The organism is Leifsonia sp. LS1, from assembly GCF_020521355.1.
Taxonomy (GTDB): Bacteria; Actinomycetota; Actinomycetes; order Actinomycetales; family Microbacteriaceae; genus Leifsonia.
Genome location: NZ_BPER01000013.1, coordinates 34,696 through 60,910, shown reverse-complemented (window position 1 = coordinate 60,910; position 26,215 = coordinate 34,696). Strand labels below are relative to the sequence as shown.

At 73.0% G+C, this 26,215-nt stretch carries 27 protein-coding genes; 18 read left to right on the top strand and 9 right to left on the bottom strand.

All coding sequences use genetic code 11. The annotated features are described in order from the left end of the window. Window positions 1–11 precede the first annotated feature (11 nt). Genes LLS1_RS18045 through LLS1_RS18035 form a run of 3 tightly spaced genes read left to right on the top strand, consistent with a single transcriptional unit; the run spans window position 12 to window position 2,805 of the window. On the top strand, window positions 12–1,463 hold the full coding sequence (locus tag LLS1_RS18045; protein ID WP_226657728.1) for an NAD(P)/FAD-dependent oxidoreductase: 1,452 nt from the start codon (window positions 12–14) through the stop codon (window positions 1,461–1,463). Beyond that, entirely contained in the window at window positions 1,460–1,861 is a 402-nt protein-coding gene (locus tag LLS1_RS18040) for a Fe-S oxidoreductase (RefSeq protein ID WP_226657726.1), read from the top strand. The genes LLS1_RS18045 and LLS1_RS18040 overlap by 4 nt, the downstream gene beginning before the upstream one ends. Further along, window positions 1,858–2,805 (top strand): SDR family NAD(P)-dependent oxidoreductase, encoded by a 948-nt coding sequence (locus LLS1_RS18035; RefSeq protein ID WP_226657724.1) that lies wholly within the window; start codon window positions 1,858–1,860, stop codon window positions 2,803–2,805. The genes LLS1_RS18040 and LLS1_RS18035 overlap by 4 nt, the downstream gene beginning before the upstream one ends. On the opposite strand, the gene LLS1_RS18030 is transcribed toward LLS1_RS18035, so the two are convergent. Beyond that, complete coding sequence (locus LLS1_RS18030) at window positions 2,768–3,232, bottom strand: SIP domain-containing protein (protein ID WP_226657722.1); 465 nt, start codon at window positions 3,230–3,232, stop codon at window positions 2,768–2,770. The two genes, LLS1_RS18035 and LLS1_RS18030, sit on opposite strands and share 38 nt — an antisense overlap. A gap of 137 nt (window positions 3,233–3,369) precedes the next feature. On the opposite strand from LLS1_RS18030, the gene LLS1_RS18025 reads away from it, so the two are divergent. Continuing rightward, on the top strand, window positions 3,370–4,440 hold the full coding sequence (locus tag LLS1_RS18025; RefSeq protein ID WP_226657720.1) for an ATP-dependent DNA ligase: 1,071 nt from the start codon (window positions 3,370–3,372) through the stop codon (window positions 4,438–4,440). A gap of 52 nt (window positions 4,441–4,492) precedes the next feature. Here the strand turns inward: LLS1_RS18025 and ligD are convergent, their stop codons facing one another. Beyond that, window positions 4,493–5,512, bottom strand: coding sequence for a non-homologous end-joining DNA ligase (ligD, locus tag LLS1_RS18020; RefSeq protein WP_226657719.1), 1,020 nt, complete (start codon window positions 5,510–5,512; stop codon window positions 4,493–4,495). Between the two features lie 140 nt (window positions 5,513–5,652). On the opposite strand from ligD, the gene LLS1_RS18015 reads away from it, so the two are divergent. Further along, window positions 5,653–6,339, top strand: a complete 687-nt coding sequence (locus tag LLS1_RS18015; RefSeq protein WP_226657717.1) for an endonuclease/exonuclease/phosphatase family protein — start codon at window positions 5,653–5,655, stop codon at window positions 6,337–6,339. 7 nt (window positions 6,340–6,346) lie between these two features. Here LLS1_RS18015 and LLS1_RS18010 read toward each other — a convergent pair whose 3' ends face one another. Beyond that, on the bottom strand, window positions 6,347–6,868 hold the full coding sequence (locus LLS1_RS18010) for a hypothetical protein (RefSeq protein WP_226657716.1): 522 nt from the start codon (window positions 6,866–6,868) through the stop codon (window positions 6,347–6,349). A gap of 118 nt (window positions 6,869–6,986) precedes the next feature. On the opposite strand from LLS1_RS18010, the gene LLS1_RS18005 reads away from it, so the two are divergent. Further along, window positions 6,987–8,456, top strand: coding sequence for a lipase maturation factor family protein (locus tag LLS1_RS18005; RefSeq protein WP_226657714.1), 1,470 nt, complete (start codon window positions 6,987–6,989; stop codon window positions 8,454–8,456). Window positions 8,457–8,481: 25 nt separating this feature from the next. Here the strand turns inward: LLS1_RS18005 and LLS1_RS18000 are convergent, their stop codons facing one another. Next, window positions 8,482–9,108, bottom strand: a complete 627-nt coding sequence (locus tag LLS1_RS18000; protein WP_226657713.1) for a hypothetical protein — start codon at window positions 9,106–9,108, stop codon at window positions 8,482–8,484. A gap of 135 nt (window positions 9,109–9,243) precedes the next feature. Continuing rightward, complete coding sequence (locus LLS1_RS17995; protein WP_226657711.1) at window positions 9,244–9,645, bottom strand: hypothetical protein; 402 nt, start codon at window positions 9,643–9,645, stop codon at window positions 9,244–9,246. A gap of 124 nt (window positions 9,646–9,769) precedes the next feature. On the opposite strand from LLS1_RS17995, the gene LLS1_RS17990 reads away from it, so the two are divergent. The 5 genes from LLS1_RS17990 to LLS1_RS17970 all read left to right on the top strand — a co-directional run bounded on the left by LLS1_RS17990 (window position 9,770) and on the right by LLS1_RS17970 (window position 14,140). Then, window positions 9,770–10,072: a DUF1905 domain-containing protein gene (locus LLS1_RS17990; protein WP_223360283.1), complete on the top strand. Its 303-nt coding sequence runs from the start codon at window positions 9,770–9,772 to the stop codon at window positions 10,070–10,072. A gap of 31 nt (window positions 10,073–10,103) precedes the next feature. Next, the gene (locus LLS1_RS17985; RefSeq protein ID WP_374758288.1) at window positions 10,104–10,826 is read left to right on the top strand and encodes an IclR family transcriptional regulator; all 723 of its coding nucleotides are present in this window, start codon (window positions 10,104–10,106) and stop codon (window positions 10,824–10,826) included. A 170-nt stretch (window positions 10,827–10,996) separates the two neighbouring features. Next, entirely contained in the window at window positions 10,997–11,824 is an 828-nt protein-coding gene (locus LLS1_RS17980; protein WP_226657708.1) for a MoaF C-terminal domain-containing protein, read from the top strand. Next, window positions 11,821–13,488: an amidohydrolase gene (locus tag LLS1_RS17975; RefSeq protein ID WP_226657706.1), complete on the top strand. Its 1,668-nt coding sequence runs from the start codon at window positions 11,821–11,823 to the stop codon at window positions 13,486–13,488. Before LLS1_RS17980 ends, LLS1_RS17975 begins: the two co-directional genes overlap by 4 nt. Window positions 13,489–13,546: 58 nt before the next feature. Next, a complete protein-coding gene (locus LLS1_RS17970) occupies window positions 13,547–14,140 on the top strand; it encodes a TetR/AcrR family transcriptional regulator (RefSeq protein WP_226657704.1) in 594 nt (197 codons plus the stop codon). On the opposite strand, the gene LLS1_RS17965 is transcribed toward LLS1_RS17970, so the two are convergent. Together LLS1_RS17965 and LLS1_RS17960 are read right to left on the bottom strand one after the other, a co-directional pair. Beyond that, window positions 14,127–15,083, bottom strand: coding sequence for an MBL fold metallo-hydrolase (locus tag LLS1_RS17965; protein WP_226657702.1), 957 nt, complete (start codon window positions 15,081–15,083; stop codon window positions 14,127–14,129). The genes LLS1_RS17970 and LLS1_RS17965 overlap by 14 nt on opposite strands. Before the next feature lie 99 nt (window positions 15,084–15,182). Continuing rightward, window positions 15,183–16,172 carry a methyltransferase dimerization domain-containing protein gene (locus tag LLS1_RS17960; RefSeq protein ID WP_226657701.1) on the bottom strand — a complete coding sequence of 330 codons (990 nt, stop codon included), beginning with the start codon at window positions 16,170–16,172 and terminating at the stop codon, window positions 15,183–15,185. 139 nt (window positions 16,173–16,311) lie between these two features. Between LLS1_RS17960 and LLS1_RS17955 the strand changes: the two genes are divergently transcribed. Further along, a complete protein-coding gene (locus LLS1_RS17955) occupies window positions 16,312–17,040 on the top strand; it encodes an alpha/beta fold hydrolase (protein WP_226657699.1) in 729 nt (242 codons plus the stop codon). Window positions 17,041–17,244: 204 nt separating this feature from the next. On the opposite strand, the gene LLS1_RS17950 is transcribed toward LLS1_RS17955, so the two are convergent. Next, complete coding sequence (locus LLS1_RS17950) at window positions 17,245–18,219, bottom strand: aldo/keto reductase (protein WP_226657698.1); 975 nt, start codon at window positions 18,217–18,219, stop codon at window positions 17,245–17,247. Between the two features lie 116 nt (window positions 18,220–18,335). Between LLS1_RS17950 and LLS1_RS17945 the strand changes: the two genes are divergently transcribed. Further along, window positions 18,336–19,121: an SDR family NAD(P)-dependent oxidoreductase gene (locus tag LLS1_RS17945; RefSeq protein WP_264186953.1), complete on the top strand. Its 786-nt coding sequence runs from the start codon at window positions 18,336–18,338 to the stop codon at window positions 19,119–19,121. A gap of 77 nt (window positions 19,122–19,198) precedes the next feature. On the opposite strand, the gene LLS1_RS17940 is transcribed toward LLS1_RS17945, so the two are convergent. Further along, the gene (locus LLS1_RS17940) at window positions 19,199–20,644 is read right to left on the bottom strand and encodes an amidohydrolase (RefSeq protein ID WP_226657696.1); all 1,446 of its coding nucleotides are present in this window, start codon (window positions 20,642–20,644) and stop codon (window positions 19,199–19,201) included. 110 nt (window positions 20,645–20,754) lie between these two features. Here LLS1_RS17940 and LLS1_RS17935 point away from each other — a divergent pair, with 110 nt between their 5' ends. From LLS1_RS17935 to LLS1_RS17915, 5 genes are all read left to right on the top strand, one after another. Further along, entirely contained in the window at window positions 20,755–21,900 is a 1,146-nt protein-coding gene (locus LLS1_RS17935) for a zinc-binding dehydrogenase (protein WP_226657695.1), read from the top strand. 19 nt (window positions 21,901–21,919) lie between these two features. Continuing rightward, window positions 21,920–22,882, top strand: a complete 963-nt coding sequence (locus LLS1_RS17930; protein WP_226657693.1) for an aldo/keto reductase — start codon at window positions 21,920–21,922, stop codon at window positions 22,880–22,882. Window positions 22,883–22,960: 78 nt separating this feature from the next. Further along, on the top strand, window positions 22,961–23,938 hold the full coding sequence (locus tag LLS1_RS17925; RefSeq protein WP_226657691.1) for an alpha/beta hydrolase: 978 nt from the start codon (window positions 22,961–22,963) through the stop codon (window positions 23,936–23,938). Next, window positions 23,935–24,957 (top strand): alpha/beta hydrolase, encoded by a 1,023-nt coding sequence (locus LLS1_RS17920; RefSeq protein WP_226657689.1) that lies wholly within the window; start codon window positions 23,935–23,937, stop codon window positions 24,955–24,957. The genes LLS1_RS17925 and LLS1_RS17920 overlap by 4 nt, the downstream gene beginning before the upstream one ends. Then, window positions 24,954–26,195, top strand: coding sequence for a multidrug effflux MFS transporter (locus LLS1_RS17915; protein ID WP_226657688.1), 1,242 nt, complete (start codon window positions 24,954–24,956; stop codon window positions 26,193–26,195). The genes LLS1_RS17920 and LLS1_RS17915 overlap by 4 nt, the downstream gene beginning before the upstream one ends. Window positions 26,196–26,215: the final 20 nt, after the last annotated feature.

Sequence of the window (26,215 nt, the reverse complement as noted above, 5' to 3'; positions counted from 1 at the left end):
AAGGAGACACCATGACCACCACCGAGTACGACGTCATCGTGATCGGAGCCGGCGCGATCGGCGAGAACGTCGCCGATCGGGCCGCGCAGGGCGGGTTGCGCACCGTGATCGTCGAGTCCGAGCTCGTCGGCGGCGAGTGCTCATACTGGGCGTGCATGCCGTCGAAAACGCTGCTGCGCAGCGGGGCGCTCCTGCGCGAGGCGGCCGCGGTCGGCGGCGCACGCGAGGCGATCACCGGCCCGCTCGACGTGGCCGCCGTGCTCAAGCGGCGCGACGACATGACCCACGACTGGAAGGACGACAGCCAGGTCTCGTGGCTGGAGGGCGCCGGCATCGACCTCGTTCGCGGGTGGGGCGTGATCACCGGGCCCAAGGAGGTCACGGTCACGGCCGAAGACGGCACGGTCACCGTCCTCACGGCGACGCACGCGGTCGCGGTCAGCACCGGCTCGGCCGCGCTCCTGCCTGATGTCCCGGGGCTGCGCGCGAGCGAGCCGTGGACCAGCCGGGACGCCACCAGCGTGCAGCGCGTTCCGGTGTCCCTCGCGATCCTCGGCGGCGGCGTGGTCGGCGTCGAGATGGCGACCGCCTACGCGGGCTTCGGGACCGAGGTGCACCTGATCTCGCGCGGGGCGCTGCTCGCCAATGACGAGCCGTTCGCCGGCGAGGCCGTCGCGAGGTCGTTGCGCGACCTCGGGGCGACGGTGCACCTCGACGTCTCCCCCACCGCGGTCGAGCGCATCGCGGGCGACCGCTTCCGGATCGAACTGGACGACGGCAGCACGATCGAGACCGACGAGTTCCTCGTGGCGACGGGGCGGCTCCCGCGCACATCGGGCATCGGGCTCGAGCAGTTCGGGCTGAAGGACGGCGACTGGCTTCGCGTGGACGACAGCATGCGCGTCGTCGACGAGAGCGGCGAACCGGCCGTCGAAGGCGGTTGGCTCTACGGCGTCGGCGACGTCAACCATCGGGCGCTGCTGACGCACCAGGGCAAGTACCAGGCCCGCGCGGCCGGCGACGCGATCGCGGCGCGGGCGCATGGCAAGCCCGTCCCGCTCGAGCCGTGGGGCGCCTTCGTGGCGACCGCGGACCACCAGGCTGTGCCGCAGGTGACCTTCACCGACCCGGAGGTGGCGTCCGTCGGCCTGACGGCGGCGGCGGCCGAGAAGGCCGGATACCGTGTCCGGGTCGTCGACTACGCGATCGGCTCCGTCGCCGGCGCCTCCGTCGTCGCCGACAACTATGAGGGCCAGGCGCGCATGATCGTCGACGAGGACCGCCAGGTCGTGCTGGGCGTGACGTTCGTCGGACGAGACGTCGGCGAGCTCCTCCACTCGGCGACCGTGGCGATCGTGGGCGAGGTGCCGCTGGCCCGCCTCTGGCACGCCGTCCCGTCCTACCCGACCATCAGCGAGGTCTGGCTGCGACTGCTCGAGACCTACGGCCGGCCCGCCTCGTGAGGGCACGCGACCGGCTCGCCGACGCGATCGACCGGAGCCTGCTCGGCCGGCTGCTGTTCGACTCCCCCGTCAGCCGGCTCGGCTACCTCTACGCGACGGCGGTCGGGCTCACCTGGGGCTTCCTCTGGAGCACGGGGCGCATCGAACGACGCGCGGGCCTGTTCGTGTTCCGCGGCATGCCGACGCAGACCTTCGGCCGGGGCGGCTCCTGCGTCGGCCAGTGCTACCTCACGGATCAGAACGTGAGCGATGACATCCTGGAGCACGAGGCCGTGCACAAGCGGCAGTGGCAGCGCTATGGGATGGCGTTCCCGCTGCTCTACCTGCTGTCGGGGCGCGACCCCCTGCGCAACAGATTCGAGATCGAGGCGGGCCTCGAGAAGGGCGGGTACCGGTGAGCGGCACGGACGAGACAGCCGACGCAGCGGAGGGCGCAGCGGACGGCACAACGGAGGGCGCGGCGCAGAGCACAGCGGATCGCACCCCCCGGAACGGGCGTCCGCGGACGATCGTGCTGACCGGGGCGAGTTCGGGGATCGGCGCCGTCGCCGCCGAGCAGCTCACGGCCCTCGGCAACGAGGTCGCTGTCGTCGGACGCAACCCCGAGCGCACCCGGGCGGTCGCGGAGCGGATCGGAGCGACGCCGTTCCTCGCCGACTTCGAGCGGCTCGACGATGTGCGCGGCCTCGCCGCGGCGCTGCTCGACCGCTACGAGACGATCGACGTGCTCGCGAACAACGCGGGCGGCCTCAACCACACCCGCGAGCTGACGGTCGACGGGCACGAGCGCACGATCCAGAACAACCTTCTGGCGCCCTTCCTGCTCACCCACCTGCTCCGTCCGCGGCTGGAGGCCACCGCCGCGACCGGGCGAGACGTGCGCGTGATCAACACCGCGAGTCTGGCCAACCGGTTCGGGCGGCTGCGCCTCGACGACCTGGACTGGGAGGAGCGCCCCTGGCGTGGAGGCTGGGCCGCCTACGGCACCGCCAAGCTCGCGACCATTCTGTTCACGGTGGAGCTCGCCGAGCAGCTGACCGGAACGGGCGTCACGGCGTACTCGTTCCATCCGGGGACGATCGCGACCAACTTCGGCCGGACCTCACCGCTCATCCGCTTCGGTGCGCTCGTCACGCGCGGCACGTACGGCATCCCGGTCGCCGACGGGGCCGCGCCACTGGTGCGGCTCGCCGCGGAGGCCCCCGTGCTCGCCCCGAGCGGGACCTACTTCGACCGGTTCACCGCCAACGGCACGGTGCGGGCGCAGGCGAAGGACGCGCAGCTCGGTCGGGACCTCTGGGCGGTCACGCAGCAGCTCGTCGGTGTTGACGTGCCGGCGTGACGACGGAGGCGCCGTCCATCCCGACCTCGTCCACCAGCAGCTCGCGCACATCCGTCACGAGGGAGAAGCCGCCGGTGACGACCGCACGCGTCTCACCCGGGCCGTCGCAGAGCATCTCCGTCGCCCACGCACGGACGGCGCGGGTCGCGGCCTCGCCGCGAGCGCACCGCTCCCCGGTCCCCGGTCGACCCGAGCGGGTGGCCCGCGTCAACCAGGTGACCGTCATGCGGATGGGAGCCGCGAGCGGCACGATCTGATCCGCATCCTCGACCTCCACGAAGACCCGCCCGCGCGCGCAGAGCGGCAGGAGCGAGAGCTCGGCCTCCACCTCGGTCAGCGAGGTCTCGTCGCCCACGACGACGAACTGGACGCGGTCGTCGTGGTGCGCCGTCTCGGCGGTGTGGGAGGAATGGTCGGGTCGGTGCATCTCGATTCGAGTATAGGGCAGGCTTACCTAACCCGCAGACCCAGCCGGAAGCTCTGAGCCGACGCACAGCGAGCGTCCGCGCTGAGTGCGCCGCGAACGGCCTTCCCCTGCGCTCCCACCCGCGGGATGATCGACGCATGCGCCCCACGCCGGAGTCCCCCGTCGCACCGATGCTCGCCAAGGCCGTGCCGACGATCCCTGAGCCCGACGCGGTCGACGGCGGGCTCACCTACGAACCCAAATGGGACGGGTTCCGCGCGATCGTCTACGCCGAACCCGGGGAGGACGGCGGCGTCGGCGCGGTCGCGATCGGAAGTCGCGGCTCCAAGATGCTCACGCGCTACTTCCCCGAGCTGGTGGAGGCGTTCCGCCGGCTCCTCCCCGGGCCGTGCGTCCTCGACGGTGAGATCGTCGTGCCCACGGGCGAGCCGGGGAAGCAGCGGCTGGACTGGGAGGCGCTCTCGCAGCGCATCCACCCGGCCGCGAGCAGGGTGGCCCTGCTCGCGGAGGAGACTCCCGCGACCTTCGTCGCCTTCGACCTCCTCGCCCTCGGGGACGAGTCGTACCTCGACCGCCCCTTCGCCGAGCGGCGCGCGGCGCTGGACGCGTTCACCTCCGGCGTCCCGTCACCGATCGCAACGACCCGCACGACGACCGACGTCGACCTCGCCCGGCGCTGGCTGGTCGAGTTCGAGGGCGCAGGCCTCGACGGCGTGGTCGCGAAGCCGCTCACCGGCTCCTACACCCCCAACAAGCGGACCATGCTCAAGATCAAGCACCATCGCACGGCGGACGTCGTCGCGCTCGGCTACCGCATCCACGCGAGTGGACGCGGCGTCGGGTCGATCCTGCTCGGCCTCTACGACGCGGACGGCGCCCTCCGCAACATCGGCGGCGTCTCGGCGTTCAGCGACGCCAAACGCCTGGCGCTCATCGACGAGCTGGAGCCTCTGGTCGAGCGCGACGACACCGGCGCCGCCATCACCGGGGAGACGGACCGCAGCCGGTTCTCCTCCGGCAAAGACGTCTCGTTCGTCCGCCTGCGCCCCGAGCGGGTGCTGGAGGTCCGCTACGACCAGATGGAGGGCATGCGGTTCCGCCACACCGCCCAGTTCGAGCGGTGGCGGCCGGACCGCGAGGCACGATCCTGCACGTTCGAACAGCTCGACCGCCCCGTCGCGTACGACCTCGGCGGCGTCCTGCGCTGACAGGCCGGGTCACGCGCGCTACGGCTCCGCGACCGCGAACGCGCCGCGGCCGCTAGCCCTTCTTCGCCCGGCTGGGCTGCACACGCGGCGGCTCCCCGGGCATCTTCGGGTAGTCCGGCGGGAATGGCAGTTCGCCGAGCCCCGCGTCGAGGTCGCGCTGCCACCACTCCAGCAGCGTGACGATGCCGCCGGGCTCGTCGCCGAAGTGCTCCCAGGGGTCGCCGATCGTCGCGAGGCGGTCGGGGATGGTCAGGACGGTGAAGTCGCTCGGATCGACGCCGGGCAGCTCCTCCCAGGTCACGGGTGTGGAGACCGGGGCGTGCGCGAGGGCGCGCGGGCTGTACGCCCCGGCCATGGTGCGGTCGCGGTTCGCCTGGTTGAAGTCCACGAAGACCTTCTCCCCGCGCTCCTCCTTCCACCACGCCGTCGTCACAGCATCGGGCATGCGGCGCTCGAGCTCGCGGGCAGCGGCGATCACCGCGTGGCGGACGTCCAGGAACTCATGTTCGGGCCGGATCGGCGCGAACACGTGGAGGCCGCGGTTGCCGGAGGTCTTCACGAAGGCGTCGAGGCCGGCCTCCCTCAGCACCGCGCGCAGCTCGATCGCCGCGGGAACGGCGTCGCCGAACTCCGTGCCCGGCTGCGGGTCCAGGTCGATGCGGAGCTGGTCGGGGTTGTCGGAGTCCTCCGCCCGCGAGGGCCACGGGTGGAAGACGACCGTGTTCATCTGGGCCGCCCACACAGCGGCGGCAGGCTCGTCGATCACCAGCTGCGGGTGCGTCCGCGCGCTCGGGTAGACGACCATCACCGAGCGCACGTAGTCCGGTGCCCCGCGGGGCGGGTTCTTGGAGAAGAACTGCTCGCCGTCGATACCCTCGGGGAACCGCTGGAGCGAGACCGGCCGATCGCCATTGGCGCGCACGAACGCCTCTCCTACGGTGATCAGGTAGTTCGCGAGATCGAGCTTGGTGATGCCCGGCTCGGGCCAGAGCACCCGGCCAGGACTCGAGATGCGGACCTCCCGGTCGCCGCTCGGACCCGGGACGGTGAGGACAACCGCGTCGCCTGCCATGGCTCCACCGTACCGCCCGAACTCCCGATGACCAGGGTGTGAATTCCATGTGGGATGCGGCCCGTCCCCCGGCGTCCGTCCCGAACTGGGCCAGAATGACAAGCGCGTCCGACCGCGCCCCCGCGCGGCCCGAGCACGAGATGAGGTGCATCCCCCTGAGGATCGTCAGTTACAACCTTCGCAAGCACGCGGCCGGGCACGAGCTCGCCGACATCGCGCTGACCCACGACGTCGACGCCCTGTGTCTGCAGGAGGCCGACACCGATGTGCTGCCGGAGCGCCTGCACCATCTGGGTCTCGCCGACGCGACCCGCGCCAACCGCCTCGGCCTCGCGATGTACGTTCGCGACGACCGCTACGAGGTGCTGCACACCCAGGTCTTCGCGGTGAACAAGTCACTGCACGATCGCGTGCTCGCCCCCGCGCACGAGCGGCTCCTCGCCGTGCATCTGCGCGACCGCGACAGCGGCGACAGCGTGCTGGTCGGCTCCTTCCACGCGGCCCCGCTGACCGCGTCGAACTCGCTGCGCCGCAAGCAGATCGCCGCGGCCCACGAGGGCATGCGCTCCATCGCTCCCGGCACCCCGGCGATCATGGTGGGCGACTTCAACTACCCCTGGTTCATCAACGGGCTCGAGCGCAGTCTGACCACGAGCGGCTACACGCTGAAGCGCAGCACCGAGCCGACCTATCTGCGCTACAAGTTCTTCACCGGCTACTTCGACTTCGTGACCTCCACCGGATTCGACATCGAGCGCGTCGACGTGCTCCCCGCGGGCGCGTCCGACCACCGCGCGATCAGCCTGGAGGCCGAGCGCGCGGCGTGAGCGGCGGCTAGCCCGAACGACCCTCCGAGCGCGGAAGGTCGATCACCCGCAGCAGCGCCCGCGGGGACGACGCGCCCGCTGCGGCGACCGCGGGCGCACCGGGGAACCGCAGCCGGTCGGTCGGCCCGGCCTCGATGACGCCGAGCGCGATCAGCCGCGCCCGCACGCCGCCGACCCGGCGCCCCACCGCGCGTGCGATCTCGTCGAAGCTGTCGCCACGGTGGAAGGCCGCCACCGCCTCGTCCTCCTGCTCCGCGGTCCAGCGGCGGAACGCGTTGGGATGCTCCGGATCGGAGCGGGACGACGCCCGCGCGCCATCGCGCCCCCGGGGCCCGGCGGCGCGAGTCGACGCCGACACGCGGATGCTCAGCACCTGCTCCACCGGATAGCGGGCCACAGGCGCGCCCGCACGCTCCGCGCCTGCCGGGCCCGGCGTCTCCGCCCAGCACAGGATCGCCCCTTCGTCGATGGTGATCAGCGTCGCGTCGATCTCCGCGAAAGCGCGTCCGACCATGGATACCTGCAGCATGAGCCCCCCCCCCCCGATTGTTCGTGATTCGATATGCGCACCGTCTGCTGCGCGCCCTGTTTCGAGGGTACGAAGGAGACGGAAGAGCGGCCAGAGCGCGCACGCAGGGAGGTGCTGAGTGGACATCCTGGGCTGGCTCGCCGGCGACGAATACACCATCGCCCGTGAGATCCTGCAGCGCGGCGTCGCACTCATCTACGTCGTCGCGTTCGTCTCGGCGGTGAACCAGTTCCCGGCGCTGCTGGGCGATCACGGTCTCTTGCCCGCCGCACGGTTCCTCCGTTCCGCCCCCGGGCGGGCCCAGCCGACGCTCTTCCGGCTGCGACGCCACGACCGGCCGATCTACAGCGACCGGCTGCTCCGCGCCATGGGGTGGACAGGGGCCGCACTCTCCGCTCTCGTCGTGGTCGGCGTGCCGCAGCTCGCATCCTCCTGGGTCTTCGTCCCGCTCTTCCTGGTCATCTGGTTCCTGTACCTCTCGATCGTCAACATCGGTCAGACCTTCTACGGGTTCGGGTGGGAGAGCCTCCTCTGCGAGGCCGGGTTCACGGTCGCGTTCCTCGGGGCGTGGGACACGGCCCCGCCGATCACGCTCGTGATCCTGGTGCGCTGGACCGTCTTCCGGCTGGAGTTCGGCGCCGGCATGATCAAGATGCGCGGCGATCGGGTGTGGCGCGACCTGACCGCGCTGTACTACCACCACGAGACGCAGCCGATGCCGAATCCGCTGAGCCGGACGGCGCACCTGCTGCCGAGGTGGTTCCACCGGGCCGAGGTGCTCGGCAACCATGTCGCCCAGCTGATCATCCCGTGGCTGCTCTTCCTCCCTCAGCCCGTGGCGAGCGCGGCGGCCGGCGTCGTGATCCTCACGCAACTGTGGCTCGTCGCGACCGGCAACTTCGCGTGGCTCAATGTCATCACGATCGTGCTCGCGTTCGCGGCCGTCAGCGATCCGGTGTGGTCGTGGGCTCTCGGCTGGGCGGACGGGGGCGCCCGGCTCGGCGGGATCGGGGCGGACTCCCTCCCGCTCGGCTACGCGATCGTCGCGCTGCTCGTGACGGCCGGCCTGGTGTATCTGAGCTGGCCTCCCCTGCGGAATCTGTTCCGCCGGCGCCAGCTCATGAACGCCAGCTTCAACCGCTGGCACCTCGTGAACGCGTACGGGGCGTTCGGCAGCGTGACGCGTGAGCGATACGAAGTGACCGTGGAGGGGACAGCGGACGACCCGTACGATCCCGCCGCCGGCTGGCGCGAGTACGCCTTCCGGGGCAAACCCGGTGATGTGCGACGCCTGCCTCGCCAGTTCGCGCCCTACCACCTGCGGCTGGACTGGCTGATGTGGTTCCTGGCGCTGGGCTCGCGGGATTCCCCCTGGTTCGACGTGTTCCTGCTGCGGCTGCTGGAGGCGGACGCACCGACGCTGCGCCTGCTGCGCCGCGACCCGTTCGAGGGCCGGCCTCCTCGAGCGGTGCGCGCGACGCTGCACCGCTACCGGTACACGACGCGGGCCGAGAAACGCGCGACCGGCGACCGCTGGGTGCGCACCGAGGCCGGGACGCTGGTCCCTCCGGTGTCGCTGCGGAGCTGAGCCTCGCCGCGGGCGGGTCAGCCCCTCAGTACCCGGTGCGTTCCTCCTGGAGCTTCGCGAGATCGCGCCAGATGAGCAGTTTGAGCCGCGCCGGCTTCTCCCGCTCGTAGTCGTCGCGCAGCGCCTCCTTGCCGGAGAGGGCGTCGAGACCGGCCTCGATCGCAGTGCCGACGTCGTCCCACGCGTCCTGACGTCCCCGTTCGACGAGAGCCAGCAGCTGCTCCTCCGAGTCGGCCTTGTCGCGCAGCTGCTGCGCGAGGGTCAACGCGGCCGATTTCCGGAGCGTGAGGTTGTCGATGTCGACCGCGCGGTAGTCGTGCGGGTGCGTGGCGTCGCCGCGGAGTCCGGTGGCGGCCTGGAGCTCCTCGTCGATGCGTCCCGCCGCCTCGTTCTGCTCGGACGCCAGCTCGCGCAGGATGCCCGCCGCCTCCTCCGTGTGGCGCGCGGGATCGAAGTCGTTGCCGTATTGGATCGTGTCCACCACGATGTGGTTCTTCACGGCCATACGCGTCGCGTATTCCGCGAGGAGCATGCCTTCTTCCACCGACTGCTCCAGCGTCGGCGCAGGCGGGGCTGCGAGGGCGTCCTCGTCGAACGGCCGGGTGCGCACCGTCTTCGGCGCGCTCCGGCGGAACCAGTTCGACCAGCGCATCGTCTCTCCAGCCGTCCTCTCTCGATCGTGCGTGAGCGCCCGCGGACGACGCGGCGGCGGCGCCCGCGTCCATTCTCGCCGATCCGGGAGGAGGCCGCGGGGCCGGCGCCGTCGAAAAGGCGCCGCGTCGGGGAGTCAGGCGGAGGAGCCGGCGTTGAAGAACGCATTGGCGCGGCGCGTGAAGAGCAGCGACAGGACGATGACCACCCAGAGGATCTCCAGGACCCCGCTGAAGAACTGCAGGGTGAAGAGCAGCAGGACGCCGTTGACCAGGTTGAGGATCATGACGAGGGTGACGAGCGCGCGCGAGACCTTGCTCCCGCCCAGGAGGCCGCGCGCGACGATGAGGATGACGATCCCGAGAACGATGGAGACGATCGCCGACGTCGTGATGCCCGCGAGCCCGCCCTCGGTGTCCGCGCCGGGCGCGGACTCCCGCGTGAAGAGGAGGATCACGCCGCCGATGATGTTCAGGATGCCGTTGATGTAGGTCAGGACGGCGACGAAGGTCACCGAACCGGGGCGTGTGGCGGCCATGGGGACTCCTCTGAGCACGGAGAGCGGTCTCGATGACGGTCACCCTATCGGTCGGCGTGTGCGCCGCGGGAGGGGTGTTCTGGGCCGGGCGACGCCGTCGGTGGTCCGTGGCAGGCTGGGCGGCATGGCAGGCGTGCGCTACGAGTTCGAGACCGAGCTGTTCCGGTGGGAGGCGCGACGCGACCTGTGGGTGTTCGCGCGGCTTCCCGACGACGTCTCGGAAGAGATCCGCCTCCAGCCGCATCCGCCGGCCGGGTTCGGTTCGGTCAAGGTGATGGTGACCCTCGGCGGATCGCGCTGGTCGACCTCCGTGTTCCCGGAGAGCGCGGACGGCGCATACATCGTCGCGATCAAGGGCGCGGTGCGGCAGGCGGAGGGAGTCTCGGTCGGCGACACGGTGCGGCTCGGGGTCGAGACGCTCCTGTAGCGGCGCCGGCCGACGCGCGCCATGAGCCAGAATGGGCAGCATGGTCGGATCGGACGGCAGCGGCGGCGCACCGCACTCGCAGACCCTGTCGCGCGGCATCCGGGTCCTCGAGATCCTCTCCGAGGCGGAGGAGCCGTTGACGATCGCGCAGCTGTCCGCCGCGCTCGGGGTGCACCGGTCGATCGCGTACCGCATCCTGCGCACGCTCGAGGATCACGGGCTGGTCGTCCGGGATGCCGCCGGGGCGGTGCAGCTGGGGCCGCGGATGGCGACCCTCGCCCGGGCCGTGTCGCGCGACCTCCAGTCGGCGGCCCTCCCCCAGCTCAGCGCCATCGCCAACGAGCTGTCGATGACGGCCTTCGTCGCCCTGCTCGACCGGCACGAGGTCGTCACGCTGGTGAGCGTCGAGCCGTCGCACGCGCACGCGACCGTGGTGCAGCGGCCCGGAACCCGGCACCCGCTCGCCTCCGGAGCGCCGGGCATCGCCATCCAGTCGGTCCTCACGGGCGCGCAGTGGCGGGCGCTGCCCGACGAGCATCCGCGCGAGGAGGCCGCCCAGGCGCGCGAGCGCGGCTACGCGACCAGCCACGACGAGGTGATCCCCGGGCTGGCGTCGGTGGCGGTGCCGCTCCCGCTGCCCGACCGGCCGCCCGCGGCCGTGGCGGTGGTGTTCCTCGCGAACGGGCGGGACGCCGCCGCGATCGGCGCCCGCCTGCAGGAGTCGGCGCGCACCATCGCCGCCGAGCTGCGCTGACGACCGGGCCGCCCCGACCACACGGGCCGCTCCGACCACACGGGCCGCTCCGACCACACGGGCTTGACGACGCCGGAACGTCCGTTGGCCGCAGCCGCACAACCTCCCGCACTCCCTATCCCGCGTCGCGCGCCGCTGCCGATACTGGGCGGGACACGGAAGGACACGCCATGCCCATCGACGACCCCACCGACACCGCCGCCTGGCTGCCGCTCGACGGCCTCGCCCCCGGCTTCGACGCGAACAAGGCGCCCCACACGACCGACCTCGCGGGCCGCACCCTGACCCTGGTCGACGAGCGCGGCACGCGCATCGCGCACCGGTTCGGCGAGGACCGCGTCGAGTGGGACTACCGCCCGGGAGCCGGCGACCCCATCCCGGAGAGCTCCAGCGCCGACGACTACGAGGCCTTCCTCGTCGATGACGGGCTGTACTTCGTGCAGTTCCACCACGAGTACGAGCCCGACGAGGCGGTCACGCTCGTCGTCGACCTGACGGCCGGGCGCGCGCTGTCGGTCGTGCAGGCCATCGGCGGCGACCTGGCGGGCGGCACGGCCGTCAAGCAGCTGTTCGTGCCCTCCGTCATCGAGGAGCTCGCGACCAGCGGTACGGCCCCGGCTCCCACCTCCTCCCTGATCGGCCGCCGCACGCTGTGGGTCTACAGCGCCGACCACGCCTACGAGCACGTCTACCTGAGCCCGCAGTGGTACACCTGGCAGTGCCTCGCCGGTCCCGAGCGCGGACTCGCCGACACGGACGAGTGCTCCGTCTGGGAGGTGCGGCCCGGCATCCTGATCTTCGCCTGGCGCGAGAAGGTCATCCCGTGCGCGTCCGTCACGATCGCCGACCATCGGGATCAGCGCGCCCTGCGGTCGCACGGGGTGCTCTTCGGTCTGGACGAGTCGGGCACGGTCCCGACGCACTTCACCTTCGGTGCGTACGGCCGGCTCCTGAGCAACACCGTGCACCCGGACGCGTACGACCCGGCCGCCGCGTGAACGCCGTGGAGCCGTTCGCCGCCGACCTCCTCGTCACCGGCGGGACCGTCTACCCCGTCGACCCGGAGCGTTCGCGTGCGGAGGCGTTCGCGGTGCGCGACGGCCGCATCCTCGCCGTCGGCTCCGCGGCCGACCTCGAGCGCTGGCGCGGTCCGGAGACGCGGACGATGGACCTCGCGGGCGGCTTCGCGATGCCGGGCTTGATCGACGTGCACAACCACCACGCGCACGCCGGGCGGGCGGAGCTGTACGAGCTCGCGTTCCCCAACACGGCCTCCCTCGACGACATCGTGGACGCGGTGCGCCGGTACGCGGCGACCCGCGGTCCCGACGAATGGATCGTCGGCAGCAACTGGGGCACGGGGCTCCTCGACGAGCTGAGCCGCCCCGCCGCACGACGCGCGCTCGACGACGCCGCGGGCGGCCGACCGGTGCTCCTGACGGACGACAGCCACCACAACCGCTGGGCCAGCTCTCGTGCACTGACGCTGGCTGGGATCGACGCGCGGACGCCCGATCCCGAGGCGGGGCACATCCTGCGCGATCCTGCGACGGGCGAGCCGACGGGCGTGCTGCTGGAGGCGGCCGGCCTGCTGGTGGAGGCCGTCGCCGCCCCCGCGGTCGCCCTCACGGCCGAGCAGGACCGCGCCGCGTCCGCCCGCGGGATCGAGATCCTGCACAGCTACGGCATCACGGCGTTCCAGGACGCGGCCATCTCTTTGCCGCAGATGCGGGCCCTGGCCGCCCTGGATGCGGACGGCGGACTCGACGCCTGGGTCGTCTCGTCGATGACGGTCAACGATCAGATCTTCGGCTACGCCGAACTCGGTGACGCCCTGCTGGCGCACCGCGACGAGCTGACGACCACGCACCACCGGCCGGACTTCGTGAAGATCTTCCTCGACGGCACGCCTCCCGCGCACTCCGGCGCCTTCCTGGACCCCTATCTGCCGTCGGCCGAGTACGGCGACGACTTCCACGGCGGCACCACCATGCCCGCGGAGGAACTGCTCGACTGGCTGCGGCGCACGGCCGCCCAGGGCGTCTCCGCCAAGATTCACTGCACCGGCGACGCCTCGGTGCGGATGGTGCTGGACGCGGTGGAGACGATCCGCGCCGAGGGGCACACCCGGCCGATCTACCAGATCGCGCACGGGCAGTTCATCGCGGCGGAGGACCTGCCGCGGTTCGCGCAGCTCGGCGTCGTCGCCGACATCTCGCCTTTCCTGTGGTTCCCCGGGGTGATCGCCGACGCCCTGGGCACCGTCCGCCCGGCGGAGGAGGTCGCGGGCCTCCAGCCGAATCGCTCGCTGATCGACGCCGGCGCGCTGGTGGCGGGCGGGTCGGACTGGCCGGTGAGCGAGACGCCGAACCCGTGGGAGGGCATCCAGGGCCTGGTGACGCGGGCCGATCCCTCCGGGCGTCGACCGGGGACGCTCGGCCCCGAGCAGGCGATCACGCTCGCGGAGGCGATCGAGGTGTTCACCGTCAACGGCGCCCGCGCGATGGGGCTCGACGACACGACGGGCTCGCTCGCTCCGGGCCTCTCGGCCGACTTCGCGGTGTTCGACGACAACCCGTTCGCGCTGCCGGTGGAGAAGCTCGTGCACCTGCGCCCGCGGGCCACGTACTTCGCCGGGCGCGCCGTGCACCGTCGGGAGTGACCGCTTTCCCCTACACTTGTGGACTAACAGCGCCGTGCCGTCGGACGAGTGGAGGACCATGCCCAAGGTGATCGACCACGATCAGCGACGTTCCGACATCATCGACGTCACCTGGGGGCTGATCGTCAAGGGCGGCCTCGAGGCGGCCACGATGCGCGAGATCGCCAGCGAGGCGGGCTTCGCGAACGGGGCGCTCAAGCACTACTTCCCGGGCAAGGACGAGATCATCCAGGGCACCTACGAGCGCGCCCTCGGCATGATGAGCGGCGGGGTCGACCAGGCGGTCGGCGACAAGACTGGACTGGAGGCGCTGCGCGCGATCGTCTCCGCGTCGGCGCCGACCACGCCGGAGTCGATCACGGCGGGTCGGGTGCTGCTCAGCTTCTGGGAGCGCGCCCTGTCGAACGAGGAGCTGCACCAGGCTTACCGCGACCACCTCGTCTCCTGGCGCGCCGGGCTCGCCTCCTACATCGCGCAGGGGCGCGCCGACGGCGACATCGTCACCGCGACGCCCGACGACCAGCTGGTGGACGAGATCGTCCTCATCAACGCGGGCGCCAACATCATGAGCCTGATCGCGCCCGACCTGTCGACGCCGGAACTGCTGGAGGCGCAGATCGAGGCGTTCTTCGCGCGGCTCACCACGCGATAGGCGCACCCGACCGCACGAACGCGCGGTGCATCGCGGTCTGGGCGAGCGCGGACCTCAGGGCGAACCCGGCGAGGGCGGCCCAGCCGCCGGTCCACGTCATCCCCTCGGCGACCTGCCAGACCGTCGCGTCCGGTCGCGACCGGAGCGCATCCCGGGCCTCCCGCGCCCGCCGCAGATGGTGCTCGGCGAGCTCGGCGCAGCGCTCCGCCAGCCGGTCGAACGGTTCCTCGTGACCCGGGAGCGCCCGACGGTCGAGCGCGGCGACCCGGAGCAGCGAGCGGAGATAGTCGCCGATCGGGTCGAACTCCGCACCGCCCAGGCCAAGACCGGAGTTGACGGTCGGGAGCACGTGGTCGCCGGTGAAGAGGAGGCCGCGCTCCTCGTCGTCGAAGCACAGGTGGCCGCCGGTGTGTCCCGGGGTCCAGAAGGCGCGGAGGCGGAGACCGGGGAGCGCGAGCAGTTCGCCGTCCGCGAGCGTCGCGTCCGGAGCGGCCACGCCGGCGATAGGTAGCGAGGGCAGGGCGAGGAGTTCGGGACGGCGCTCGGGCGGCACGCCCCAGCCGTCGACGGTCTCCGCGTCGCGGCGGCGGACACCGGCGCCGCCCACGCTCGCCGCGACGTCGGCGGCCAGCGCGTCCCGTTCCCGCTCGTGCATCAGGATGCGCGCACCCGTGGCCGCTCGGAGGGCGCCGGCTGCTCCGGCGTGATCGGCGTGCAGGTGCGTGACGAGGATGGTGCGGACGTCGGCCAGCGCATGGCCGAGCGCGCCGAGCGCATTCGCCAGCAGCGGCAGGGTCTCCGGAGACGGCGATCCGGGGTCGATCACGTGGACGCCGCCCTCCGCGTCCTCGAGCAGGTACGCCAGCGAATACGGCAGGCCGCCGGCCGGCATGGGCACGCGGACCAGGTGCACACCGGTGGCGACGTTCGCGGGAGCGGGCATGCCCCCACGGTAGCCGAGCGGGGCCGCCCCGGGTCGGCTCCACCCGCGTCGGCGCCGGCCGGGCGGCGGGAGGTCGCGCCGGGCCTCCCGCCGCCGCTCTCAGACGGCGGTCGCGATGAGGATGCGCGGGCTGCCGGGCAGCGCGACGGTGCGCTCGGCGCGCCAGCCGGCCGCGCTCAGCCAGGCGCGCACGGTCGCCTCGGGGTATACGACGGTGCCGTCGATGTTGTAGTACTCGCCCGCGTGCAGCGCGTCGATCTTGCGCTGCTGCGGGTCGTCGTCGAGGAAGAAGTCCAGCACCACCAGCGTCGCCCCGTCGGCCGCCGCCGCGCGGGCGTTGGCGAAGATCGCGCGGTTCTGCGCGTCGTCGAAGCGGTGGATCACATGGTTGACCAGCACGAGGTCGTGCTCGCCGCCGGGCTGGGCGGTCGCGGTGTCGGCGCCCTCCACCGTCGTGCGGTCTCCGTACCCGGCCTCCTCGACCGCCTGGCGCACGCCGTCGACCGACGCCGGGTCGAAGACGAACCGCACCCGGAGGTCGGGGTTGGCCGCAAGGCCCGCGATCGCGAACGCCGGGCTGAGGCCACCCAGGTCGAGCACCGACCGGTAGGGGGTGAAGTCGAAGCTCTGCCCCAGCATCGCCGCGTGCAGCTCGTTGTAGCGCATCACCCCGGCCAGGAAGTCGCCCCAGCCGGAGTCATCGAGCTCGAGCACGCCGGGAGCGTCGGTGTCGACGGTCGCGTCGTAGCCGAGCCACTGCGTGTAGCTGGTGGTGCCGAGGAACGCCAGGAACGGCGCCAGGTCCAGCTCCGCGCGGTCTCCGGTCAGGAACGCGGCGGCGTCCGGCTCGAGACCGTACCGGCCGTCCTCCCGGGTCAGGAGGCCCTGCGCGGCCATGCTGTCGGCGAGGATGCGCGCCTGGCGGGTGGGGACTCCCGTCGCCGCGGCGAGGGCCTCGGCGTCGAGCGGACCGTCGGCGAGGGCGGCGAAGAGGCCCACCCGACTGGCGGCGAAGAGTTGCTTCGCGCCCATGAAGCCGATCGCGATGTCGACGATGGCCTCGGGCGTCACGGGACGGGTCGTTGTCACTTTCACGCTCTCTCTGTCGGTGCGGCGCGCGTCGCTGCGGCCGCGTCTGTGGCGCTGATGCGCCGGGTCGGCATGACTCTACCGATGGAGACGTTTATTTTCTACTATCATAGAAAAACAATTCCTCCGGAGGTCGACGATGCCCGCTCCCCAGTCCGTTCCCACGCTCGCCGTTCGTCGCATCGGCACGCCCCACTCCTCGCTGCCGCCGGTCGTGCTGTTGCACGGCTTCGCGTCCTCCGCCGCCGAGGACTTCGGCGATTGGGGCGACACCCTTGCCGCCGCGGGCCGCACGGGCGTGCTCGTCGACCTCCCGGGCCACGGCGACTCCCCCGCGGTCGCCGGCGCCGACGCATCGACCGACGCGGTCGTCCGGGCGCTCTCCGCCGCCCTCGGAGCCGACGAGGTGGATGTGGTCGGCTACTCGCTCGGCGCACGCCTGGCGTGGGAGCTGCCCGCCGCCACCGGACGCGTGCGCCGGCTGGTGCTCGGCGGCCTGAGTCCCTTCGAGCCCTTCGCCGCAGTCGACGTCGTGGCGGTGGCCCGCGCCGTCCACGGGGAGTCGCCCGCAGACCCGTTCGTCGGGATGATGGCCGGCATGGTGTCCGCTCCCGGCTGCGACGTCGACGCGCTCCTCGCCCTCATCGCCGGCCTGGGATCCCAGCCGTTCGCCCCGGGCGCTCTGGGCGCCTCCCGCCCCGACGTCCCGACCCTGTTCGTCGCCGGCGACGCCGACCAGCTGACGACCGGCCTCGAGGGCCTCGCCGCCACCGTGCCCGGCGCCCGCTACGCGACCGTCCCCGGCGACCACCTCGCCGCCCTGCACTCGCCCGCCTTCCGCGCCGCCGCCCTCGCCCACCTCGCCTGAGGCCGCCACCGCTCCCACCGCCTCACCACCGTGCCGCGTTTTGGGCCAAATCGCGGGAAAGCGCGCCCCCAACGCGGCTTTTGGACCAAATCGTCACCCACCCTCGGCGCGACGTTCGTGACGAATCGCGCGAAACGCCGCGCCGAACGCGACATTCGTGACGAATCGCGGGAAAGGGCAGGAGGGGGCGCGGGCGGGAGGGCGTCAGGGGGCCCAGGTGCCGTCGGGGTTGACGGCCTGGTCGAGCCAGAGGTGGGCGGTGGCGGCGCGCAGGGCGTCGGCGCCGACGCGGTCGAGGAGGGCGAGGGCGCCGAGGTTGTCCTCGAACTGCTCCCGGCTGCTGACGCCGAAGAGCACGTTCGCGGTCGCGGGGTGCGCGAGGGCGAACGCGAGCCCGAGTTGGGTGGGCGTCGCGTCGAGGGAGGCGGCGATGCGCCGGATCTCGGGGTAGGCGGCGACGATGCGCTCGCGGATGCCGCCCACGTCGGCGCCTATCTTGCGCGCGGGGGCGAGCTTCCCGGCGAGGATGCCGCCCTCGAAGACGTCGGAGGCCTGCAGCGCGAGACGCCCCTCCCGGAACAGCGCACCGTAAAAGTCGCCCTCCGCCATCGACCGCCGTACGAGCCCGTACTTGAGCTGCGCGAAGGTGGGCGGGGTGAGGCTCTCGGCCTCGGCGAACTCGAGCGCGAGCCGCACGTCGCGGTACGCCCAGTTGTTGACGCCCCAGGAGTCGAAGCGTCCCTTCGCGATCTCGGCGGCGACGTCGCGCACGATGCGCCGCACATCCACCTCGCCGAGGTAGTCGCCGACGACCACGAGGTCGGCGCGGTCGACGCCGACGCGGTCGAGAGAGGTCACCAGCTGGTCGGCGAAGGAGGTGCGCGGGTACTCCCACAGCCAGAGCTTGCCGCAGAGCAGGTAGTCCTCGCGGGCGAGTCCCGCCGCACGCACGGCCTCGCCGAAGAGGAGGTCGGTGCGGGCGTTCTCGGCGTGGGGTCCCATGTCGTAGTGCGCGACGTCGAAAAAAGCGGCGCCGACCTCGTGCGCGCGACGGATCAGCGCGACGGCGTCGTCGGGCTCCATGCGGTCCCAGGTGTTCCAGGACCCGAGCGCGAAGACGGGCACGTCGGGGCCGGCCGGGCCGAGCGGGCGGGTCGGGATGGTTCCGGTCTCGGGCACGAGGCCTCCTTGCGTCGGGCGGATGGGATCGTCGCGGAGCGGACGGGTTTTTCTACGTTCGTATAATATAACCACGGGTCGCACCGGAGCGGCCCGCCGAGCAGAGAGGCCCGCCCATGACCGCATCCCCGTCCGCATCCCCCTCCGACGCCGCCCGCCCCGACGCCGCCTCCCGCACGGTCGTCGTCACCGGCGGCGCGGGAGGCATCGGCCGCGGCATCGCCCACGCCTTCACCGCACTCGGCGACCGCGTCGTGCTGGCCGACGTGGACGCGGACACGGTCGCGGCCGCCGCCGACGAGCTGGGCGTGGAGGCGGTCGCCGTCGACATCACCGACGCCGCAGCGGTCGCCGCGATGGTCGAGCAGATCGCAGCCGACCACGGCCGCATCGACGTGCTCGTCAACAACGCCGGCGTGCTCTCGGTGCACGGCCGGCTCACCGAGCTCGCCGTCGCGGACTACGAACTGATCGTGCGGGTGAACATCCTGGGCACCTTCACGGTCACCCAGGCCGTCGCGCGGCACATGGCGGCGGCGGGCACGCGCGGCGCGATCGTCAACATCTCCTCCATCGGCGGCCGCCAGCCCACGCCCGGGATGGGCGCGTACGAGTCGAGCAAAGCAGCGGTGGACTCGCTGACCCGCTGGGCCGCGATCGAGCTGGCCGGCGACGGGATCCGCGTCAACGCCGTCGCGCCGGGACCGGTGCTCACGCCGATGCTGCGGGCCGGGATGCCCGAGGGATCGCCGGAGCGCGCCGCCTGGGCCTCCCGCATCCCGCTCGCCCGCCTCGCGGAGGTCGACGACATCGCGCCTGCCGTGGTCTTCCTTGCCGGTGCGGACGCCGCGCACATCACGGGGGTGAGCCTCGCGGTCGACGGCGGTCAGCTTCTGGTCTGAGGCGGAGGCGGCGCGGCCCGGAAGGGCGACGGCCGCGTCCTCCGCCGGACCCGTCCGACCGGCGGCCGCGCCCCCGCCTAACTCGCCGGAGCGGCCACCCGCTCGAAGACGACCTCGCCGTCGACGACCGTCAGGTCGACGGCGACGCGCGGCAGCTCGGCCGGGGCCACGTCGAGCGGGTCGGCCTCCAGCACGCACATGTCGGCGGCCTTGCGCGGCTCCAGCGTGCCCTTCCACGCGGAGGCGCCGTCCTGTTGCGCGGGCACGGTCGTGTACGCGCGCAGCAGCGCCAGCATCCGGTCCCGCTCCCCACCGGCGGCGGGGGCCCCGATCCACGCGTCCGCGTCGGCGATCCCCTGCCGCCAGTCGGGGGCGAGGATGGGCGCGTCCGAGCTGAGCGAGACGGGGACGCCGGCCTCCCACGCCGCCCCGATCGGCCACGCCGATGCTGCGACCTCGTCGCCGAGCACGTCGGCGACCCAGGACGCCGTGTGCGCGGCGATGCCCGCCTGCACGTTGAGCCCCATCCCGAGCCGGGCCATGCGTGCGAGGGCGTCGGGGGTGACGAGGTCGCCGTGGATGATGTAGTGGCCGAGGTCCGTGCGGGTCTGGGCGAGTGCCTCCTCCACGGCCTCGACGACGGTGTCGATGGCGCGGTCGCCGGTCGCGTGGACACCGACCTGCAGGCCGAGCCGGTTGGCCTCCCGGATCATGCGGCGCAGCGCGGCCGCGCGCTCGTCGGGATCAGCGCCCTCGACGAGCAGGCGCCCCTGCGTGCTGTCCGGGTAGCGCCGGTGCGTCCACGCCTGATGCATCGGCGGGATGCCGTCGGCGAAGATCTTCACCCCCGCGACACGCAACCGGCTCGGGCGGGCGGTCTCTCGGCGCAGCGACGGGAGGCCGCCGAGCACGTCGAGCAAGGAGCTGGGGCCGTCCAGCACCCCGAACAGGCCGAGGACGGTGACGCGGGCGGTGAGGGCGCGCTCGGCCTCCAGCTCGGCGTACGCCTCGAAGACGTCCTGGCCGAAGCAGCCGGTCGCGCCGTCGTCCTCCCCCGGACCGAGGCCCGGCTCGGTGTAGCTCGTGATGCCGAGGGAGGCGATCAGCTCGCCCGCGCGGAGGATGGCCGCGCGGCGCTCGGCGCGCGTCGTGAGGAGCGGTGCGGCGCCGGTCGTGTCGTGCGGGTCGCCCGCGCCGTCAGCGCCGTGAGCGCCGTCCGCGCCGGCCACGGCCTCTCCGCCGTCCGGTGCCCCGAAGACCGTCCGCGGCCAGAGCGCCCCCAACCACGTCGCGTGCAGGTGCGAGTCGTTGATGCCGGGGAGGACCGCGCGCCCGTCCAGGTCGACGACGCGGGTGCCGCGCACGATCGTCTCCTCGATCTCGGCGTCGGTGCCCACGCGGAGCACGCGGCCGCGGCGGACGGCGACGGCCTGCGCCGTGCTGCCCGCGTCGTCGAGCGTGTGGACGACGCCGCCGCGCAGGACGAGGTCCGCGCTGCGGTCGGGGGTGGCTGCTGGCTGCACGGCTCCTCCTCGAGACGGCGGGAGGGGCGGGAGCCCTCTTCCCATTTTGGTCAACGTATGTAGAATAACCCACGCCGACGACATCCGCGCGTCGAGATCCGGAGCAATCGATGACGATCCCACCAACGGTCACCCCCACAGCGGCACCGGCCGTCCCCCGCGCCACCCGGGCGGCCGTTCTCGCCGCCCACGGCGCGCCCCTGGAGCTGCAGGAGCTCCCGCTTCCCGAGGCGATCGAGCCGGGCGCCGCCCTCGTCCGCATCTCCTGCGCGACCCTCTGCGGCACCGACATCGAGATCTGGTCGGGAGCGATGACCTTCCCCGGGATGCTCCCGCTCGTCCTCGGCCACGAGATGGTCGGCGAGGTCGTCGCGGTCGGCGACGGCACCCAGGACGCGCTCGGCCGCCCGATCGCCGTGGGCGACCGCATCGGCTGGTCGGAGTCCACGTGCGGCGAGTGCTTCGGCTGCACCGTGCTGCGCGAGCCCGTGCACTGCTCGCGCCGCGGCTACGGCTTCCTGCAGCGCTCCGACGTGCCGCCGTTCGCGACCGCCGGCCTGGCCGACCACGCGTACGTCGTCCCGGGGGCGGCCAAACTCCTCCTGCCCGCCGAGGTGAAGGACACCTGGGCGTCCATGGCGGGATGCGCGGCGAAGACCGTGCTGCGCGCGTTCGCCCGCGCCGGCGGGGTGCGGCCCGGCTCCCGCGTCGTCGTGCAGGGCTCGGGGGCGCTGGGCATCTTCGCCACGGCCGTCGCCCACCTGTCCGGCGCCGGCCAGGTCATCACCGTCGGCGCCCCGGCCGACCGGCTGGCCGCCGCCCGCCGGTTCGGCGCGGACGAGGTCGTCGACATCGCGGGCGGGTCGCACGCCACCATCGACCGCGTCCTCGCCCTCACCGACGGCGTCGGGGCCGACCTCGTGCTCGACTTCGCGGGCGCCCGCAGCGTCGGCCCGGAGGCCGTCGCGATGGCGGCCGCGCGCGGCACGTTCGTGGTCGTGGGCTCGACCGGGCCGGTCGGCGATCCGGTCGCCCTCAGCGCGATCATGGGCAAGGAGCTCACCGTCGTCGGCTCCCTCAACGGCGACATCGCCGACTACGCCCGCGCGATCGACTTCTTCCGTGCGTTCGCCGACCGCCTGCCGTGGGACGAGCTGTTCAGCGCCCCGGTCGGCCTCGCCGAGGCCTCCGCGCGCATCGAGGCCATGGCCGCCCTCGGCGAGATCAAGGCCGTCATCGACCCGCGACTCGGCTGAGCGCAGAAGGAGCAGCAGCATGACCACTCGCATCCCCTCCCGCCCCATCGGCCGCTCCGGACTCGAGGCGAGCGTGCTCTCGCTCGGCTCGTGGCACACCTACGACCGGATGGACTTCGCCGACGCAGTCGAGATGGTCGCCTTCGCCGTCGAGCACGGCGTGAACCTCTTCGACGTCGGCGTGTACGGCTTCCGCGGCATGCAGCCTCCGGTCTTCACCGACGTGCTGTTCTCGGCGATCGTCCGCGCCGCGGGCATCCCGCGGGAGAGCTACCTGCTCTCGGAGAAGCTCTGGCTCGAGGGCTACGGCGAGGGAGGCTTCCGCCCGCAGCTGGAGCACGCGCTGTTCCGCGTCGGCAGCGACTACGCCGACCTCGTGGTGCTGGGCGACCTGCGTCGGGACGACCTGGAGCTGCGCGACCTCGTCCTCGACCTCGCCGGGCTGGCGGAGGCGGGGCTGATCCGCGCCTGGGGCGTCAACAACTGGTCGGCGTCGAACATCCAGGCGCTTCTCGACATCGCCGCGGAGGAGGGCGTGCCCGGCCCTGCCCTCGCGCAGCTGAAGTACAGTGTCGCGCGGCGTTCGATCCCCGACGGCGCGCCCTTCGCCCGGCTCTGGGAGCAGGGGCTCTCGATGCAGGCCTCCGATGTGATGGAGGGCGGCATCCTCGCGGGCAACGCCTCTCCCGGGCGCGAGGTCGGGCGCGATCCCGGCGCCGTCCGCGAGCGGATCGTCGCCGACCTCCCGGCGTTCATTGCGCTCGCGGAGGAGCTCGGGACCACTCCCGCCCGGCTCGCCGTCGCGTTCACGCTCACGCATCCCGCCACCGCCACCACGCTCTTCGGCGCCAGCCGGCTGGAGCAGGTGCGCTCGAACCTCGAGGCGGTCGCGCTCGTCGACCGGCTGAGCGCGGAGACCATCCGTGCCCGCGTCGCGCCGTTCTGGGCCGATCGCGACGCGGTCGACCCGGAAGGCCCCTGAGCGCCGGGCCGCGCCGCCCCTCCGCCTTCACCTCCCCGCACCGCCACCCGTCCCTCCGACCCCTTCGAGGAGCCACCGATGATCCCCGTCCCGTTCGACCCCGACATCGCCCCCGTGCTCGACGCGATGGCCGCCGACCCGCAGCCCGCGCTCACCCGGGAGTCCATCCCCGGCACGCGCGCCGGTGCGGCGACCGCGTTCCCCAGCGCCGAGGCGGTCATCGGCGCCCTCCCGATCGACGCGCACGACCGCATCATCCCCGGTCCGGCCGGTGCGCCCGACCTCGAGATCACCGTCCTGACCCCGCGCGGCCACGACGCCGCGAAGCCGGCGCTCCCCGTGCTCTACAGCATCCACGGCGGCGGCATGATCGTCGGCCACCGCAGCTGGGAGACGGGGAGGCTCGTCCAGCTCGTCGACGAGCTCGGCGTGATCGCCGTCAACGTCGAGTACCGGCTGGCGCCGGAGGACCCGTACCCGGCCGGCGTCGAAGACTGCTACGCCGGGCTCGTGTGGCTGGCCGAGCACGCGCGCGAGCTCGGAGGAGACCCGGACCGCATCGTCGTGATGGGCGGCAGCGCCGGGGGCGGGTTCGCCGCCGCCGTCTCGCTGCTCGCGCGCGACCGCGGCGGCCCCGCCCTCGCCGGGCAGCTGCTGCTGTGCCCGATGATCGACAACACCAACACGACGGTGTCGAGTCTGCAGTACGCCGGCATCGGAACGTGGACCCGCGAGACGAACCTGCTGGCGTGGGAGTGTGTGCTCGGCGAGCAGCTCGCCTTCAGTACCGAGGCCCCCGCCTACGCGGCCCCCTCCCGCGCGACCGACCTCGCCGGCCTCCCCCACGCCTACATCGAGGTGGGCGCCGCCGAGCCGTTCCGGGACGAGGACGTCGCGTACGCCTCCCGCATCTGGGCGACCGGCGGCGCGGCGGAGCTGCACGTGTGGTCAGGAGGCTTCCACGGCTTCGACATGTACGCCCCGCAGAGCGAGCTGACCCGGGCGGCCCTCGACGCACGCCACTCGTGGCTGCGCCGGGTGCTTGGCATCCGATGAGCGACCCATCGGCCGTCGGGACGGCGGATGCGTCGACGATCGTTCCCGCCTCCCGCCCCGTCCCCTACGACCCAGAGCTCGAGCCGGGCCTGGTGGCCTTCCTCGACCTGGTGGAGCGCATCCCGCTGCGCCCGGAGACCATCCTGGCCAACCGGGCGCACTTCGCCACGATCATCCCGCCGATCGAGCAGCAGGTCGCGGGTGTTCCGGTGGAGTGGGAGGACCGCCTGATCCCCGGTCCGCCCGGCGCCCCGGATGTCGCCATCACCATCGTCCGGCCAGTGGATGCCGTGCCCGGGGCTCCCGGCGTGCTCGGCATCCACGGGGGCGGGCAGGTGCTCGGCACCCGGTTCTTCGGCACCGGCGAGCTGATCGACCTCGCCGTGCGGCACGGCGTCGTCGGCGTGGCGGTGGAGTACCGCCTGTCGCCCGAGCACCCCGGCACCGCCGCGGGCGAGGACTGCTACGCGGCGCTGGTCTGGATGGCCCAGCGCGCCGCCGAACTGGGCGTGGACCCGGAGCGGCTGCTCGTCTCGGGCGCCAGCGCGGGCGGCGGCCTCTCGGCGGCGGTCGCGCTGCTGGCCCGCGACCGCGGCGGCCCGCGCCTGGCCGGCCAGCTGCTCAACTGCCCGATGCTGGACGACCGCAACAGCACCCCGTCCAGCCGCCAGTACGACGGCATCGGCGCGTGGGACCGGAACAACAACGACACGGCGTGGGACGCCATCCTCGGCGAGGACCGGTTCACCGACCGCGTGTCGCCGTACGCCGCTCCGGCGCGCGCGACCGACCTCTCCGACCTGCCGCCCGCGTACATCGAGGTCGGGGCGGCGGAGGTGTTCCGCGACGAGGCGGTCGACTACGCCACACGCATCTGGGCGACGGGGGGCGCGGCTGAGCTGCACGTCTGGTCGGGCGCGTACCACGGGTTCTCGGGGTTCTCGCCGGACGCGATCGTGTCCCGGGCGGCCGTCGAGGCGCGCGACAGCTGGGTGCGTCGCGTGCTGCGGCTGCGGTGACCGGGCCGGCGGGGCCGACGGGCGCGGCGGTTCCCCTCGCCGGTGCGCCCGTCCCGGTGATGAGCGTGCGCCGCAGCATCCTGCTGCTCGGCGTGCTCGAGGCGTTCGGCCCGCTCTCGATGGACCTGTACCTCCCGCAGCTGCCGCAGCTAGCCGGGACGCTGGGAACGAGCGCCGCTCTCGCCCAGGCGACGATGGCGGTCTGCATGGTCGGGCTGGGCGTCGGGCAGCTCGTCGCCGGCCCGCTCTCCGACCGCTACGGGAGGCGTCGCCCACTGCTCGTCGGGGTCGCGCTCTTCGCGGTGCTGTCGCTGGCCTGTGCGCTCGCGCCGACCATCGAGGTGCTTCTGGCCGCCCGTCTGCTGCAGGGGCTCGCCGGGTCGGCCGGTCTGGTCATCACGATGGCCGTGGCACGCGACATGTACAGCGGTGCCGAGCTGTCCAGGATGCTCTCCCTGCTCGCGCTCGTCAGTGCGTCCGCTCCCATCGTGGCGCCGGTGGCCGGTGGCGCGCTCGCCCTCGTGCTCGACTGGCGCGGAATCTTCGGCGTGCTCGCGGGTGTGGGCGCCGCGCTGCTCGTGCTGGCGCTCACGGGCCTGCGCGAGACCCTCCCGCCCGCGCTGCGGCACGGCGGCGGCCTCCGACGGACCGCCGCGGACTTCCGCGCGCTCAGCCGCGACGGGCTCTTCCTCGTCATCGTCGTCGCGGCGGCCGCCGGGGGCGCCGCGTTCTTCGGCTACCTGTCGATGTCGAGCTTCGTGCTGCAGGACGGATTCGGCCTCTCCCCGCAGAAGTTCAGCCTCTTCTTCGCGGCGAACGCGCTCGCGAACCTGATCGGCGCCCAGCTCAGCCGCGTGCTCGTGCGCCGCCTCGGCCCCGCACGCCTGTACCTGATCGGGGAGCTCGCGACCGTCACCGCCGCCGCGGTGCTCCTGCTCGCCGTCTTCCTCGACTGGGGTGTCGCCGGAGTGCTGGCCTCGCTGGCGTGCTTCCTCTTCGCCTCGGGCGTCGGAGGCCCCAACGGCACCGCTCTGGCTCTCGGCGGCCACGGGATGCGCGCGGGCACGGCGGCCGCGGTGCTCGGCACGGTGACATTCACGGTCGGCCCGATCGTCGGGCCGCTCGCCGCCCTCGGCGGCACGACGGCGCTCACGATGGCGCTGACCATCGGGATCGCCGCCGCCGTGGCCGCCACCGTCGCGCTCGCGGCGGCACGTCCACTGCTCGCGCGGGCGTGACGGGCGGGATCCGCGAGGCT